This window comes from Pseudomonas putida NBRC 14164 (genome assembly GCF_000412675.1).
Classification (GTDB): Bacteria; Pseudomonadota; Gammaproteobacteria; order Pseudomonadales; family Pseudomonadaceae; genus Aquipseudomonas; species Aquipseudomonas putida.
Window position 1 is genome coordinate 3,573,366 of the sequence record NC_021505.1, and the last position, 14,962, is coordinate 3,588,327.

Annotated in this window: 12 protein-coding genes and 2 pseudogenes; 11 read left to right on the plus strand and 3 right to left on the minus strand. The window is 64.3% G+C overall.

Annotated elements, in window-relative coordinates; all coding sequences use genetic code 11:
• Window positions 1–7: 7 nt before the first annotated feature.
• From PP4_RS15820 to dsdC, 10 genes are all read left to right on the plus strand, one after another.
• Complete coding sequence (locus tag PP4_RS15820; RefSeq protein WP_041167769.1) at window positions 8–1,702, plus strand: hypothetical protein; 1,695 nt, start codon at window positions 8–10, stop codon at window positions 1,700–1,702.
• 2 nt (window positions 1,703–1,704) lie between these two features.
• On the plus strand, window positions 1,705–2,400 hold the full coding sequence (locus PP4_RS15825) for a DUF3726 domain-containing protein (protein WP_016500205.1): 696 nt from the start codon (window positions 1,705–1,707) through the stop codon (window positions 2,398–2,400).
• Window positions 2,401–2,428: 28 nt separating this feature from the next.
• Window positions 2,429–2,800 carry a RidA family protein gene (locus PP4_RS15830; protein ID WP_016500206.1) on the plus strand — a complete coding sequence of 124 codons (372 nt, stop codon included), beginning with the start codon at window positions 2,429–2,431 and terminating at the stop codon, window positions 2,798–2,800.
• 434 nt (window positions 2,801–3,234) lie between these two features.
• The gene (locus PP4_RS15835; protein WP_016486198.1) at window positions 3,235–4,644 is read left to right on the plus strand and encodes a circularly permuted type 2 ATP-grasp protein; all 1,410 of its coding nucleotides are present in this window, start codon (window positions 3,235–3,237) and stop codon (window positions 4,642–4,644) included.
• 3 nt (window positions 4,645–4,647) lie between these two features.
• A complete protein-coding gene (locus PP4_RS15840; protein ID WP_016500207.1) occupies window positions 4,648–5,598 on the plus strand; it encodes an alpha-E domain-containing protein in 951 nt (316 codons plus the stop codon).
• Complete coding sequence (locus tag PP4_RS15845; protein WP_016500208.1) at window positions 5,595–6,374, plus strand: transglutaminase family protein; 780 nt, start codon at window positions 5,595–5,597, stop codon at window positions 6,372–6,374. The genes PP4_RS15840 and PP4_RS15845 overlap by 4 nt, the downstream gene beginning before the upstream one ends.
• Before the next feature lie 72 nt (window positions 6,375–6,446).
• Entirely contained in the window at window positions 6,447–7,169 is a 723-nt protein-coding gene (locus tag PP4_RS15850) for a hypothetical protein (protein WP_016500209.1), read from the plus strand.
• 246 nt (window positions 7,170–7,415) lie between these two features.
• The gene (locus PP4_RS15855) at window positions 7,416–8,552 is read left to right on the plus strand and encodes an MFS transporter (protein WP_016500210.1); all 1,137 of its coding nucleotides are present in this window, start codon (window positions 7,416–7,418) and stop codon (window positions 8,550–8,552) included.
• A gap of 110 nt (window positions 8,553–8,662) precedes the next feature.
• On the plus strand, window positions 8,663–10,012 hold the full coding sequence (locus PP4_RS15860) for a D-serine ammonia-lyase (RefSeq protein ID WP_016500211.1): 1,350 nt from the start codon (window positions 8,663–8,665) through the stop codon (window positions 10,010–10,012).
• Complete coding sequence (gene dsdC / locus PP4_RS15865) at window positions 10,009–10,923, plus strand: DNA-binding transcriptional regulator DsdC (RefSeq protein WP_016500212.1); 915 nt, start codon at window positions 10,009–10,011, stop codon at window positions 10,921–10,923. The genes PP4_RS15860 and dsdC overlap by 4 nt, the downstream gene beginning before the upstream one ends.
• Window positions 10,924–11,062: 139 nt before the next feature.
• Here dsdC and PP4_RS15870 read toward each other — a convergent pair.
• A pseudogene (locus PP4_RS15870) lies at window positions 11,063–11,422 on the minus strand (PLP-dependent aminotransferase family protein); the annotation flags it as partial.
• Here PP4_RS15870 and PP4_RS28065 point away from each other — a divergent pair.
• Window positions 11,422–11,775, plus strand: a pseudogene (locus tag PP4_RS28065) (tripartite tricarboxylate transporter permease); the annotation flags it as partial. The pseudogenes PP4_RS15870 and PP4_RS28065 overlap by 1 nt on opposite strands.
• A 256-nt stretch (window positions 11,776–12,031) precedes the next feature.
• Here PP4_RS28065 and PP4_RS15880 read toward each other — a convergent pair.
• Window positions 12,032–13,702 (minus strand): PAS domain-containing hybrid sensor histidine kinase/response regulator, encoded by a 1,671-nt coding sequence (locus PP4_RS15880; protein WP_016500215.1) that lies wholly within the window; start codon window positions 13,700–13,702, stop codon window positions 12,032–12,034.
• On the minus strand, window positions 13,686–14,849 hold the full coding sequence (gene ercA / locus PP4_RS15885; protein ID WP_016500216.1) for an alcohol dehydrogenase-like regulatory protein ErcA: 1,164 nt from the start codon (window positions 14,847–14,849) through the stop codon (window positions 13,686–13,688). The genes PP4_RS15880 and ercA overlap by 17 nt, the downstream gene beginning before the upstream one ends.
• Between the last annotated feature and the right edge of the window lie 113 nt (window positions 14,850–14,962).

Sequence of the window (14,962 nt, forward strand, 5' to 3'; positions counted from 1 at the left end):
AACAACAATGCCCAACACCGTGCCTGCAATACCCGCGATGCGCCCTGCCAGCCAGGTCATGGACCTGGCCCGGCTGGGCAGCCACTTCCAGAGCCCGCTGAGCTTCGTGCGCAGCAGCATGCGGCGGATGATGCAGCAGCACTGGCACATCCAGCGCAGCTGCTTCGACCTGGACGGCCAAGGCTTCGGCACCGCGATCTACCGCATCGACACGCCGAATGGCCATTACCACTGCGTGATCTTCTCGGCCTACCTGCCGCCGGAAAAGCGCAGCGACCGGGTCATCGCCGACCAGTGGGACGTCACCTTCGTGCTGGTGAAGGGTGATGTCGATGCCGGGCAACTGGCCGACCTGCAGCGTAACGTGCCGCTGCAGGAGGCTGGCCGCTTCGATGCCCGCGTGCTGGTACTATCACGGGCCAACCGTAGCTTGCGCAATTTCGACCGGTTCCTGGCGGCGCTGGCGGAGGGGCAACAGCCCGACCCAAGCCAGTTGGCCGAGGTCGGCTACCTGTATCGCACCACGGCAGTGTACGGCAATGGCAAGTTCGGCATCGCCGACTTTGGCTGCCTGCAGGACAACCCGGACTTCAACCAGCCGTTCAGCGCGCAGATGTTCACGGTCTACTTGCTGCGCCACTTCAGCATCGAGCAGATCAACCACATGGCCCAGGCGCTAGACCCGCAGCGGGCAGTGCAACTGGCGCCGGCCCTGCAGCGCTACCTGGGGGTCGGCAACGCGACCGGGTTGGGCATGGCCCCGTTCCTGATCAACCACCCGCAACTGGTGGAACGCTGGATCAGCACCCGGGAAACCGCCCTGGCCCTGGTGTTGGCGCAGCCGGCCGACCCTGACCGGTTGGTGCGCCTGCAGGCACTGCTGGCACGCGCCCGCCTGCATTTGCAACAGTCCCGGACCGAAGACCAGCGCCAGCATGAGCAGAACCTGCAAACCTTGGCCGAGCTTGCTTTACTGACCACCTGGCTTGGCGCACAAGCCACCGGCGCGGGCCTTTGGTCGCGCCTGCTGGCCTGGGCTGAGGCACAAACGGGTGTGGGCTGCCAGGAGCTGCTGGCAAGCCTGCTGCTGGAGCTGTACCCGGAGCAGGTCACGCCACTGGCCGAGCACATGGGTGTCAACGAAAGCTGGCAGCTGGACGCGCAGATGCCCCTTGGGCAACTGCGCCAGCTCATCGAGCAGCAGTACGGCTGGGCGCTGGGCTACGACTTCAGTGCCGTGGATGCCGAGCACTTCTTCTGGTACCGCTCGGCCGAAAAAGAGGAGCCGCGCCTGGGCATGCGCGCCGAGGAACCGGGGGCCGAAAAAGAAATGCAGCTGGGCATTGCCCGCAATATCCAGCAGTGCCACGCCGCACTGCTGCAACACCTGCAGCTACAGCCCCAGGCGTTGACCGCGCACTTCCTGATCGCCCAACCGGCGTTCAAAGGCACGGTGCGCCGCCTGCAAGGCATGGCACAGACAACCTACGGTGAAATCCGCGCCAACCTGCTGGCCCGGGACATGCTGCCGATTCACCTGCTGCGCTGCAAACTGGCGTTTTTCGGCGCGGGCAAGTTCGACCCCAAGTCCAGCCGCTGGGTGCGTATCACGCTGTTCCAGGGCGCACCACTGGTCAGCGACATCGGCCAACCGTTCGCAGACGACTGGAATTTCGCGGTCATGCCGCAAGGGGAGCGTTGACCATGCGTGTGTCGCTTAACGAAATACAGGTGATGTGCCGCAAGGCTTTCGAAGGCATGGGCTTCGCCCCCGGCGACTGCGAGGATGCCGCCGAGCTGGTGGGCTGGCTGCAATTGCAAGGGCTGGATGGCGTGGGTGCCCTGGAAAAGGCCCTGCTCTACCTGCAAGCCGAAGCCGCCCAGCCGTACGCCTTGAGCCACGAAGATCACGCCCTGCTGGTGATCGACGCCAAGGGCCAGAGCGTGTTGCGCTGCGCCGCAACGGTGGTGGAACTGGCAGCCGCCAAGGCCATGCGCCGTGGTCAGGCCGAGCTGCGCATCCACCACTGCCACAACCGCTTGCTGCTGCTGGGTTACCTGAGCCGGGCAGCTGTGCAGGGGCTGCACGTGCAAGCTCGCTGGGAGGACGCCCGTCAGTGCCACCTGGCCGACTTTACTGCCGGCATTCAGCGCCCGGCACTGCGCAGTGAAGCCCGGCCCGGCACCATTGACGCAGCCGAGCAAAGCGTCACGGTGCTGTTCAGCCGGCCTGGCCAGACCGCAACGGCGCCTGCGAACACGCAGAGCACCTTGCATCAGGGCTTTACAGTCAACGAACACACCTGGCAACGGCTCAAGCAGCTGGCCGAACACATCCTCGTCGAAAGCACCGATGCCTCGCGCCGCCACGGGGCAGGCGGCGGCAGCGATGCTGACTGAAGCCGCTCATCACTCAGGAAACCAACGTATGAAACATGCAATCAAGACCGAGCTGTTCTCCTCCAGGGCCCCCCTGGAATGGGCGGTAGTCGGCAACGGTACGCTGTACACCGCCCAGATCCCCATCGACGCACAGGGCCAGGTGGTTGCTGGCGGCATCGAGGCGCAGGCCCGCCAGACACTGGACAACCTGCGCCATACCCTGGAAGCCGCCGGCAGTTCGCTGGATGCCGTGACCCAGGTGCTGATCTACGTGACCGACCGCCAATACCTGGCCACCGTCAACAGCCTGTATGCCGACTACTTCCAGGCCCCCTACCCTAACCGCGCGGCAATCGTAGTGGCGGGGTTGGCACGCGAAGAAATGCTGGTGGAGCTGGTGGTGTACGCCTGCCTTTGAGGGCCTTGAGGCGCTCGCCTGGGGGGTTTCAGCGCCTGTGTGATCGAGCGCCGCGCGGGCGGCGCTTGATATACGCACCACATCAACCCCAGACATGCACCCGGAAGACTTCACTGACTCCCCCGCCAGGCACGGCCTGTGCCCCATCTCGGTTCAAAACCCTCTGCCTGATTAAAACCGCCCTTATTTGATGCATCGGCCAAAGCCGCCCGACAGCGCCGGCCGGCCATGCCCCTCGCATTTCCCGCATTCCCGGCACTGCCAAGCGTGTTCGGCACTTTCATTGCAAAGGCTGTTTGTGCCCTACGCACAGCCAATCAATCGCAACCGAGGCTTACGCCAGACACAGCATCCCCTTACCCGAGCAAGGCAGCACCCTGAAAAACGCAGATGAATCGCAATAAAGCTGCCGGCGACGGCGGCAAGGAGTGGGTATGTCCCGGGCTTTTTTCAATGAAATGTACGAAGCGAACGGCAGTTGCCGCCCGCATTACCAGGAGTTCGCCCGCTGGCTGGCCAACACCCCGCTGGAGCTGCTGGAACAGCGCCGGCGCGAGGCCGACCTGCTGTTTCACCGTGCAGGCATCACCTTCACCTTGTACGGCGATAGCCAGGACACCGAGCGCCTGATCCCCTTCGATATCATCCCGCGCAGCATCCGCGCCAGCGAGTGGCGCACGGTCGAGCGTGGCTGTATCCAGCGGGTGCAGGCCCTTAACCTGTTCCTGCAGGACATCTACCACGACCAGCGCATCCTCAAGGCCGGCATCATTCCGCCTGAGCAGGTACTGGCCAACGAGGGCTACCAGATCGCCATGCAGGGCCTGGACCTGCACCGTGGGCTGTATGCCCATATCGCCGGTGTCGACCTGGTGCGTGACGGCGATGGCAGCTACTTCGTGCTGGAAGACAACCTGCGTACCCCCAGCGGCGTCAGCTACATGCTCGAAGACCGCAAGATGATGATGCGCCTGTTCCCCGAACTGTTTGCCGCCCAGCGTATCGCGCCCATCGACCACTATCCCAACCTGCTGCTGGACACGCTCAAGAGCGCCAGCCCGCTGGATAACCCCACTGCCGTGCTGCTCACCCCGGGCCGTTTCAACAGCGCCTACTTCGAGCACGCCTTCCTGGCCCGGGAAATGGGCATCGAGCTGGTCGAAGGCGCAGACCTGTTCGTGCGTGACGAGCATGTCTACATGCGCACCACGGCCGGCCCCCAGCAGGTGGACGTGATCTACCGCCGGCTGGACGACGACTACCTCGACCCGCTGTCCTTCAACCCTGACTCGACGCTGGGCGTACCGGGGCTTATCTCGGTTTACCGCGCCGGCAATGTGGTGCTGGCCAACGCCGTCGGCACGGGCGTGGCCGACGACAAGTCGATCTACCCGTATGTGGACGACATGATCCGTTTCTACCTGAGCGAAGAGCCGATCCTCAACAACGTGCCCACCTGGCAGTGCCGCAAACCCGCAGACCTGTCCCATGTCCTGGCCCACCTGCCCGAGCTGGTGGTCAAGGAAACCCAGGGCTCCGGCGGCTATGGCATGTTGGTGGGGCCGGCATCGACCAGCGCCCAGATCGAGGATTTCCGGGCGCGTATCAAAGCCCGCCCGCACGCCTATATCGCGCAACCCACCTTGTGCCTGTCGACCTGCCCCACCTTCGTCGACAGCGGCATCGCGCCGCGCCACATCGACTTGCGCCCGTTCGTGCTATCGGGCAGTGAAACGCGCCTGGTGCCTGGCGGCCTGACCCGCGTGGCCTTGCAGGAAGGCTCGCTGGTGGTCAACTCGTCGCAGGGCGGCGGTACCAAGGACACCTGGGTGGTAGAGGACTGAACCATGCTTTCGCGAACCGCTTCCGACTTGTACTGGATGTCCCGCTACCTGGAACGTGCAGAAAACCTCGCACGCATGCTCGAGGTCAGCTATTCGCTGTCGCTGATGCCCCAGGCCGGGCGCAGCGACGGCCATGCCGAACTGGCGATGTCGCTGCTGGCCTCGGGCACGCTGGACGACTACATCCGCCGGCACACCGAGCTCGACACCGAGCGCATGCTGCACTTTTTTGCCCTGGACGCGACCAACCCCAGCAGCATCTATTGCTGCCTGCAGGCCGCCAGGACCAATGCCCATGCAGTGCGCGGCCGGATCACCGCCGACATGTGGGAGAACATCAACGCCACCTGGATCGAAATGCGCAACATCGCCAGCAATGGCCTTGGCCGCTATGGCATCAGCCAGTTCTGCGACTGGGTCAAGGAACGCTCGCACCTGTTCCGCGGTGCCACCTCCGGCACCATCATGCGCAACGATGCCTACAGTTTCATCCGCCTGGGCACCTTCCTGGAGCGGGCAGACAACACCCTGCGCCTGCTCGATGCGCGCTACGAAATGTTCGGTGAGGCCTCCGAAGAGGTCAGCGACAGCTCCGCCCGCGGCTATTACCAGTGGAGCGCCCTGCTGCGCGCGCTTACCTCGTATGAAGCCTTCAACGAAATCTATCGCGGCGCACCCAGCGCCCGGCCGGTGTCCGAGCTGCTGCTGTTGCGGGTGGACGTGCCACGCTCGCTGCATGCCTGCATCGAGGAACTGGACCTGATCCTGGCCGGCCTGCCGGGCAACAGCGGCCGCGCCGCCCAGCGCATGGCCGCCGAACTGAACGCGCGCCTGCGCTACACCGCCATCGACGAAATACTCGACGCCGGGTTGCACCCGTGGCTGAGCGACTTCATTGGCCGCGTCAACCAATTGGGCCAGGCCGTCCACCACTCCTACCTGGAGGTCGTATGAAACTGTCCATCCGCCACGACACCACCTACAGCTACGCCAGCGACGTGAGCAACAGCATCCAGTTCCTGCGCCTGACGCCGCGCAGCAGCGAACGCCAGCGCATCAATGACTGGCAACTGGACCTGCCCTGCAAGGTCAAGGGCCAGATCGACCCCTATGGCAACATCCTGCATGTGCTGACCCTGGACAAACCCCATGGTCACCTGGCACTGACCGCCCGCGGCCAGGTCGAGATCGACCCGGACTGCGAACACGAAGCCGAGGGCCAGTCACCCCTGCCGTTCCTGCGCGGCAGCCACCTGACCCTGGCCGACGACGCCCTGGTTGCTTTCGCCGCCCGGCAATGTGGCAGCCACCGCGACCGGGCAGCGCTGATCGGGCTGATGCAAGGCCTGGCCGAGCACATGCCCTACAGCCCCGGCGCCACCTCGGTGGGCACCACGGCCATCGAAGCGTTCCGGGGTGGCGCCGGCGTGTGCCAGGACCACACCCACGCCTTCCTGGCCTGCGCCCGCAGCCTGGGGGTGCCGGCACGCTATGTGTCCGGTTACCTGTGCACCGAGGACGAACAGCACCTGGCCAGCCATGCCTGGGCCGAGGCCTGGGTCGACGACGCCTGGTACAGCTTCGACATCACCAACCGCCTGACCCGGCCAGAACGTCACCTGAAGCTGGCGGTCGGCCTGGACTACCTGGACGCCTGCCCGGTCAGGGGCGTACGCCGCGGTGGTGGCGCCGAAGCCATGCAGGCCAGCGTCCACGTACATCGCCAGTGACGGGTTTGCTGCAGGCCGGTCTTGCCGCACGGTGCGGCAAGACCACTCCACTCGCAACACAAGGGAAACCGCATGACTTACTGCGTCGCCATGCACCTGGAGGCCGGGCTTGTCTTCATCAGCGACTCACGCACCAACGCCGGCATCGACCAGATCTCCACCTTTGCCAAGTTGTTCGTTTTCAGCCTGCCGGGCGAGCGGCTGATCGTGCTGCAGACCGCCGGCAACCTGGCAACCTCGCAGTCGGTGGTGAACCTGCTGCGCCAGCGTACCCAGGGCAGCGGCCCTCATCTGCTGAACGTTGCCACGCTCTACGACGCTACGGTGCTGGTTGCCGACACCCTGCGCGAAGTGGTCAGCCGTGACCGCAGCAAGCTTACTGCCGACGTCGACCTGAGCAGTTCATTCATTGTTGGCGGCCAGATAGCCGGCGGGCCCATGGCCATCTACAACGTCTACGCACAAGGCAATTTCTTCCAGGCCACGCCGGATACCCCGTTCCTGCAACTGGGCGAAAGCAAGTACGGCCGGCCAATCCTCGACCGCAACCTGGACTACCGCACCCCGCTCGATGAAGCGCTGCGCTGCGGCCTGATTTCGTTCGACTCCACCATCCGCAGCAACCTGTCGGTGGGTATGCCGCTGGACTTGCTGGTGTACCGCAACAACACCCTGGAAAGCATGACGCGCCAGCGCATCACCAGCGACGATGCCTATTACCAGCAGATTCGCAGACAGTGGAGTGACGGTCTGAAAACCCTGCTGGCCGAACTGCCAGCGCCGCCCTATGGCTGAATGAGCGAACACCCCGCAATCTCTGCTGCCTGTACCGGCCTCTTCGCGGGTAAACCCGCTCCCACAGGTATTGTGCAAATCCTCAAGATTGTGATGATCCTGTGGGAGCGGGTTTACCCGCGAAGAGGCCAGCACAGGCGACATGTCAATGAAGCCAGAGTGCAAAACTGCGGGCTCAGTAGACAGGTTTCAATGGGAAAGCCACGCGGGTTATCCTGCCCCCCTCACCCCTGTCACGAGACTGTCATGTCGTCCGCTGCCACACCGGTGCAAACCCACCGCGCCGACCAAGACTCGCGCAATGCCGCCCAGGTGCTCAGCCTGTGCCTGCCCAGTGACGTACTGCTCTACCTGCTACTGCCGATGTACGCAGCCGATTTTGGCGTGACCCTGGCCGAGGCTGGCATTCTGCTGGCGGCCAACCGCCTGGTACGCATCATCGGCTACGGCTGGGTAGTGCGTTTCTATGCCCGCCACGGTGACCGCGCGGCCTGCAGCCTCGCCGCCTTCGCCGCCGCCGTGTGTGCACTGGGCAACGCGGTGCTGACCGGTTTCGCCGCGCTGCTGGTGCTGCGCCTGGTCTGGGGCCTGTGCTTCGCCACCTTCAACCTCAGCACCCAGACCCTCGCCACCGCTGAAGCACAAGGCGCGGCGCGGCGTGCCGGGCGTTCGCGGGCGAGCATTTCCATCGGGCCAATGCTGGCCTTGCCGCTGGGTGCGCTGATGGCCCAGGCCTACGGCCCGCGCAGTGTGTTCTTCGTGCTCTGCATCAGTGCCCTGTTCGGGCTGTGGCGTGCACGTGCCCTGCCCAGCACCGGCCACCCGGTCGCCAGCCGAGGTGGCCGGCGCCTGCGCCTGCCAGACAGCATTGCCACGTGGTCCTTCATCGAAGGGGTAGCCCTGGACGGCCTGTTCATCTTTGGCCTTTCGCTTTACGCACAAACCCACCTGGGTGAGTCCGGAGTGCTGGCAGCGGGTGTGCTGATGGCGGTGCGCTACCTCAGCGAAATGCTCTTCAGCCCCTTCGGTGGGCGCCTGGCCGACCGCTTCGGGCCGCTGCGCATGCTGGTGGTGCTGTCACTGGCCACGTCGGTGGCGCTGCTGCTGTTTGGCAGCCACTGGCTGTTCATCGGCGCCTTCTTCGTGCTGGTGCTGCGTGCCCTGCAACTGCCGCTGGTGATGACACTGGTCGCCCTGCGCAACCCGCAACAACGCATCCAGGCCCTGGCCGGCAATGCCATATGGCGCGACATCGGCGCTGGGCTCGGGCCGATGCTTGCGGGGGTATTGCTGCCGCAGGTACCGGCGATCTGGGCCTATGCCGGGGCGGCAGTGGCGGTTGCCGTGGCAGCCTTGAACTGTGCCTGGTCGGCGCGGAATTGAGCGCTGGCGCCATGCATGACATGGGCTCACCTGTTGGATGAAGAGTGATCGTTTGAACCACACGGGCTACTGCACTTCAATTGGGTGCTGTACTGCTATTAGGTGAAATCATGATTCACGGAAAAACCCTGGAAGCCTGGCAACAAAGCCACCCGATCATCGCCGAGCTGGTGGCCCTGAAGCCAACCAGCTGGTTCAACCCTGGTATCGCCAAGGCTGCAGAAGCCCTGCGCGACGTGGGCCTGACGGCGGCCGACGTGCAAGCCACCAGCGCGCGGCTGCAGCGGTTCGCGCCCTACCTGGCCACCGTGTTCCCCGAGACGGCAGCGGCCGGCGGGGTCATCGAGTCGCACATTACCCCGCTGCCACAGCTGCGCCAGCTGCTTGTCCGGGAGGGATCGCTGCAGAACGTGGGCAGCCTGTGGCTCAAGGCGGACAGCGACTTGCCTATCTCCGGCTCCATCAAAGCCCGGGGCGGCATCCATGAAGTGCTCAAGCACGCCGAGGACCTGGCCCTGGCGGCCGGCTTGATCACGCACACGGATGACTACACCAAACTGGCGAGCGACCAGGCCCGCGCATTCTTCAGCCAGTACAAGATCGCAGTGGGCTCGACCGGCAACCTGGGGCTGTCGATTGGCATCATGAGCGCCAAGCTGGGCTTCCAGGTGAGCGTGCACATGTCATCGGACGCCAGGCAATGGAAGAAGGACAAGCTGCGGGCCAACGGCGTCACGGTGGTCGAACACGCCTCCGACTACAGCGTGGCGGTCGAGCAAGGCCGCCAGCAGGCGGCATCAGACCCCAGCTGTTACTTTGTCGACGACGAAAACTCCCCGCAGCTGTTTCTCGGCTATGCCGTGGCCGCCGAACGGTTGGCGCGGCAATTCGACCAGGCGGGCATCCAGGTAAACGCAGATCATCCATTGTTCGTGTACCTGCCGTGCGGCGTAGGGGGCGGCCCAGGCGGTGTTGCGTTCGGGCTGAAGCTGGTATTCGGCGATGCGGTGCACTGCATCTTCGCCGAACCTACCCATTCCCCCTGCATGCTGCTGGGTGTCTATACCGGCCTGCACGATGAAACCAGCGTGCAGGACTTCGGCATCGACAACATCACCGCCGCCGACGGCCTCGCGGTCGGGCGCCCATCAGGGTTTGTCGGCAAAGCCATGCAGCGCCTGATCGATGGTTACTACACCGTGACCGACGAAGAACTGTACCGCTTGATGGTCATCGCCCATGAGCAGGACAAGGTCAAACTGGAACCCTCTGCCCTGGCCGGCGTACCCGGTATGCTGCGGGTGCTGCAAGCAGGCGAGTACCTGGCTCGCCAGGGCTTCACCCCAACCCAGCTGCAGCAGGCTACCCACCTCGTCTGGGGGACGGGTGGCAGCATGGTGCCGAACGATGAATTCAATGCCTATCTGGCGAAAGGGCGTAGCGTGCAGGCGGCGCCGTGAAACTCAATGGCTCGCACCTGGGCAGCCTGCATGTCTTTCTGGTGGCGGCACGGCACTTGAGCTTCTCGCGCGCCGCCGATGAGCTGTGCCTGACCGCCAGTGCCGTGAGCCATCGCATCAATCGCCTGGAAGATGAGCTGGCGCTCAAGCTGTTCCACCGCATGCCGCGCAAGGTCAGCCTCACCGAAGACGGCGAGCGCCTGTTCGCGGTCATGCAACGGACCATGGATGAGTTAAGCGAGGCCGTGCAGGAACGTGCTCACGCCGAAATCGCCGGCCAGTTGACGTTGTATGTGCGCCCGTCAGTCGCACAATGCTGGCTGGTGCCGCGGCTGGCGCAGTTCACCGCCCGCTACCCTGATATCCAGCTGGATATCAGGGTGGGCAACGAGAGCATCGATTACCGCACACGCAAGATCGACCTGGTCCTGTGTTATTCGGATGGCCATCATCCGGGGTTGCAGAGCATCCACTTGATGGACGAGCGGATCGCCCCGGTGTGCTCCCCCCGTTACGCAGAAACCCATGCACTGACCGGTGACCTGCACCCGCTGGATCACTGCACTGCCTTGCATGACGTGGCGGCCTGGGACAACGCTGCATTCGATGCAGAATGGCAGCTCTGGGCCAGCACCACAGGTGCGGGTATCAGCCTCCCGCGCCGATTCCTCACATTCGATCGCTCCGACCTGTGCACGCTCGCCGCGCTGAATCACGTAGGCATCGCCATTGGCCGCGAACAGCTGGTCAAGGATCGCATTGCACGAGGTGAGCTGGTTTTGCCGTTCGGTGGTTTCGTCGACACCCCCAACTATGGCTATTACCTGGTCTACCCGCATCATGACCCGATGCCCAAACGCCTGCAGGTGTTGATCGACTGGCTCGTGAAAGAAGCCTGCACAGACCTGTAGGAGCGGCCTTGTGCCGCGAAGGGCTGCAAAGCAGCCCCGGCGATTTATGCATCTGTCTCGAAACCCTGGGGCTGCTTTGCAGCCCTTCGCGGCACAAGACCGCTCCTACACGGGGGCCAGTGCGGACCGGAAGACAGCATCAGGCGCGGATGCACTGGGCAAACACCGGCTCTTGCAGAAAGGCCACGTTCAGCAGGGTCCAGGGTGTCACGGCCTTCTGGTTGGTCTGGAAGATCGCCCCCGGCGCCAGCATTACCCCCCTGCCCTGCACTTCACGGGTCAGCACGGCTGTATCTTCGATCCCGGGGAAACGCGCCCACAGGTACAGGCTCTGTTCCGGTCGGCAGAACACTTCGGCCTCGGCCAACTCGTCGATGGCCTCCTTGCTGCCCGCGATGTAACCCACCCGCAAGGCCGCCGACACCGATTTGGAAAAATCGCCGATGTACAGCGACCGGCGCAACTGGTCGAGCGCCGCCACCTTCAGCGCAGAACTGGGCGCGGATAAAGCGCAGCGAGCGACGCACCTTTGCCCTGTCGCCAGACGTCAACGGCTGGGGTGGATGGTTCCCCAACCCGTTGAAGGTACTGGACCGCCGCCAGGCCGGCTGGACCTTGGCCACCGCCACGGTGTCCAGTGCCACCTTCGTGTTCAGCCCGGTCGCAATGACGGTAATCCTCGGTGAGGTGGTGGGCTCGCTCAGCGCAAGCGAGTTCCTCGCCTACGGCATGCTGGCGGTCGTGATCGCCATCCTGATCGCCTACCCCTTCTCGATGAACTTCGCCCACCGCGCCGCCTCGTTCGTGTCCCGGCGCATCAGCCACGAGGCGGTGATCGCCACGTTCGTCGGCCCGTGCTCAGCGTGCCGGCCATCGTCGCCCTGTTCGGCTGAAATGACCCTCCCCTGTTCTGCCACGCAGCCACTGCGGCTGCGTGGTTTCACTCGCTTGCAAGAAAGGAAAATCAGCGATCGGGGCCGCTTTGCGGCCCATCGCCGGCAAGCCGGGCTCCCACAGGTGCGGCGCAAAACTCAGCCATGACACGTTACTTGTGGGAGCCCGGCTTGCCGGCGATGGGCTGCGCAGCAGCCCCAAAGACTCCGTACAATCAATGCTCCTGCAGCAACTGGCTCAATACAGCGCGCAATTTCCCAGGCTTGACCGGTTTGTTCAAAAGCGGCGCCCCCAGTTTCTGCAAGCCCCGCCGGCATTGATCGCTGCGGTCGGCGGTGATGATCACCGCCGGTATGGCAACCGCAAAATGCTCACGCAAATACCTGACCACCTCGCAACCCACCACGCCATGGTCCAGGTGGTAGTCGGCCAGGATCAGTTCCGGGGCCTGCCCCTGCAAGGCCAGCAAGGCACCTGCCTGGTCGGTCGCGGTCACCACTTCGCAGCCCCACTGCCCAAGCAGCGCGCCCATGCTCTCGAGGATGCTCACTTCATTGTCCAGTACCAACAGGCGGCGGCCCGGTAGCGGGTTGCCGACGCTTGGCAACGGCACGGCCTGGTGAGCGGCCAGCGGCACCTCTTTACCCAGCGGAACCTCGATGCTGAACACCGAGCCACGCCCCGGCCACGAACGTACCTCAATCCGGTAGCCGAGAATCTTGGCAATCCGCTCGACGATGGCCAACCCCAGCCCCACGCCCTTGCGGTCCGCTGCGCGGCCGACATCCAGTTGGTTGAACTCAAGAAAGATCGCCTGTAACCGGTCTTCGGCAATACCCCGCCCGGTATCCCACACTTCCAGCCGCAAATGACCACCCCGGCGCCTTGCCCCCAGCAAGATCCGGCCTTCGTCGGTGTAGCGGCAGGCGTTGCTGAGGAAGTTGCGCAGGATACGTGTCATCAGCCGCAGGTCAGTGCTGATGGCACAGTCCGGGATGCGCGCATGCAGCTTGAGGCCTTCCGCATCGGCCACCGAGCGGAACTCCGAGACCAGTGGTGCGAACAACTCGTCGAGGCGGTACACGGCCACGTCCGGCTTCACCGCTGCCTGGTCGAGCCGGGAAATGTCCAGCAGGTCGGTCAGCAAGTCTTCGGCGCCCTCAAGGGCCTGGTGGGTACGCTCCACCAGCACGTGCTCGGCCTCTGGCAATGGCCGCTCGCGCAAGGTGGAGATCAGCAGGCGGGCGGCGTTCAGCGGTTGCAGCAGGTCATGGCTGGCGGCGGCCAGGTATTTGTCCTTGCTGCGGTTGGCAGCTTCTGCAGCATCGCGGGCCTCCAGCAATTCATCGGTACGCGCAGCAACCCGTTGCTCCAGCTCGTCATTGAGCTGTTGCAGGCGTTGCTGGGCCAGCTTGCGTTCGGTGATGTCGGCGACAAAACCCTCCACCAGCCCCTCCTGCCCGGGCTTGAGCAGCAGGTTCATCAGCACATCGAGGTGGCTGCCGTCCTTGCGCCGCAAGCGGGTTTCATAGCCGTGCAGGCTGCGCTCACGGGCGAGGATCGCGGTAATCGCCTGCAACTCCTCGGCACCGCCGTCGAACAGGTTGGCGGCCAGGTCCGTCAGGGAAAACAGCACCGCTTGCGGGTCGTCGTAGCCCAGCATGCGCGCCAGCGCCGGATTGGCGGCACGCATGCCGTCCTGCAGGCTAGCCTGGAAAATCCCGTGCACGGCATTTTCGAACAGCCACTTGTAGCGGTTGCGCTCGGCCTCCAGCTCGTCCAGGCGGGCGGAAAGCTCCGGGTAATGGCTTTTGCGTGCCGAGTGGTCGCCCAGCCCCAACAGCCCGGCCAGTGCCCGCTGCTGCTCGTCAGAGGGCCTCGCCATAAACGACCTCGACATCACGCTGGCTCGACGCACGGGGGTTGGTGAGGATGCACGGGTCATCCATCGCATGTTGCGACAGGAACGGAATGTCCGCGGTGCGCACCCCATGCAGGCCCAGGGTTTCATGGAAGCCGATGGCGTGCTTCAGGGCAATCAGGTGCTCCACCAGGCGCCCGCAGATCTGCCGGTGGTTGAGGCCGCGGCAATCAATACCGAACACCTCGGCAATCACCTTGAAGCGCTCTGGCGCCGAGCTGTAGTTGAACGCCACCACGTGCTCCACCAGCACCGCGTTGCACAAGCCATGGGGCAAGTCGAGGAAGCCGCCCAGGCTGTGGGACATGGCGTGAACCGCGCCCAGAATCGCGTTGGAGAACGCCAGCCCCGCCTGCATGCTGCCCAGCATGATCTTCTCGCGCAGGGCGATATCGGTGGGGTTGGCGATCATCTCCACCAGGTTGCCGTTGATCAGGCGCATGGCTTCCAGCGCATGGGGGTCGGTCAGCGGGCCGTGGCCGGTGGAAACAAAGGCTTCAATGGCATGCACCAGCGCATCGATACCGGTGCAGGCCGACAGGAACGGGTCCATGCTCAGGGTAGTTTGCGGGTCGATCAGCGACACGTCCGGCACCACCGCCTTGCTGACGATGGAGAACTTCATGCGTTCCTGCTGGTTGGAGATGATCACGAACTGCGAAACGTCCGCCGAGGTGCCGGCCGTGGTCGGGATCAGGATCAGCGGCGGGCTGGGCACGCGGATCATGTCCACGCCTTCGAATTCGAGGATGCTGCGCCCGTGGGCCACCACGATACCGATGGCCTTGCCGCAATCCATCGGGCTGCCGCCGCCGACGGCGACGATCACATCGCAGTGGTTCTGCCGATAGATCTCGGCACCCAGCATCACCTCTTCGACCCGCGGGTTGGGCGACACGGCGGTATACAGGCAGTAATCGATGCCCTGGGCCTGCAAGCTGGCCTCCACGTCCGCCACCCAGCCGGCGGCGATCACGCCCGGGTCGCTGACCACCAGCACCTTGCGGGCACCGAAGGTTTTCGCGTAATTGGCGACGTTATGCCGGCAGCCGGCACCAAAGATGATTTCAGGCGATACGAACTTGCGAAGCGGGCTGAAACTCTGGCTCATTGGCAAGCCTGTTCTTATTGTTCTGGAAGGTAACCGCCAGCGTAAAGCATCCCGCAGCGAAAGCAACCAGACCAATGAGCAGCACTGGCTCAGCCACGGGCAGTCAGAGGAAC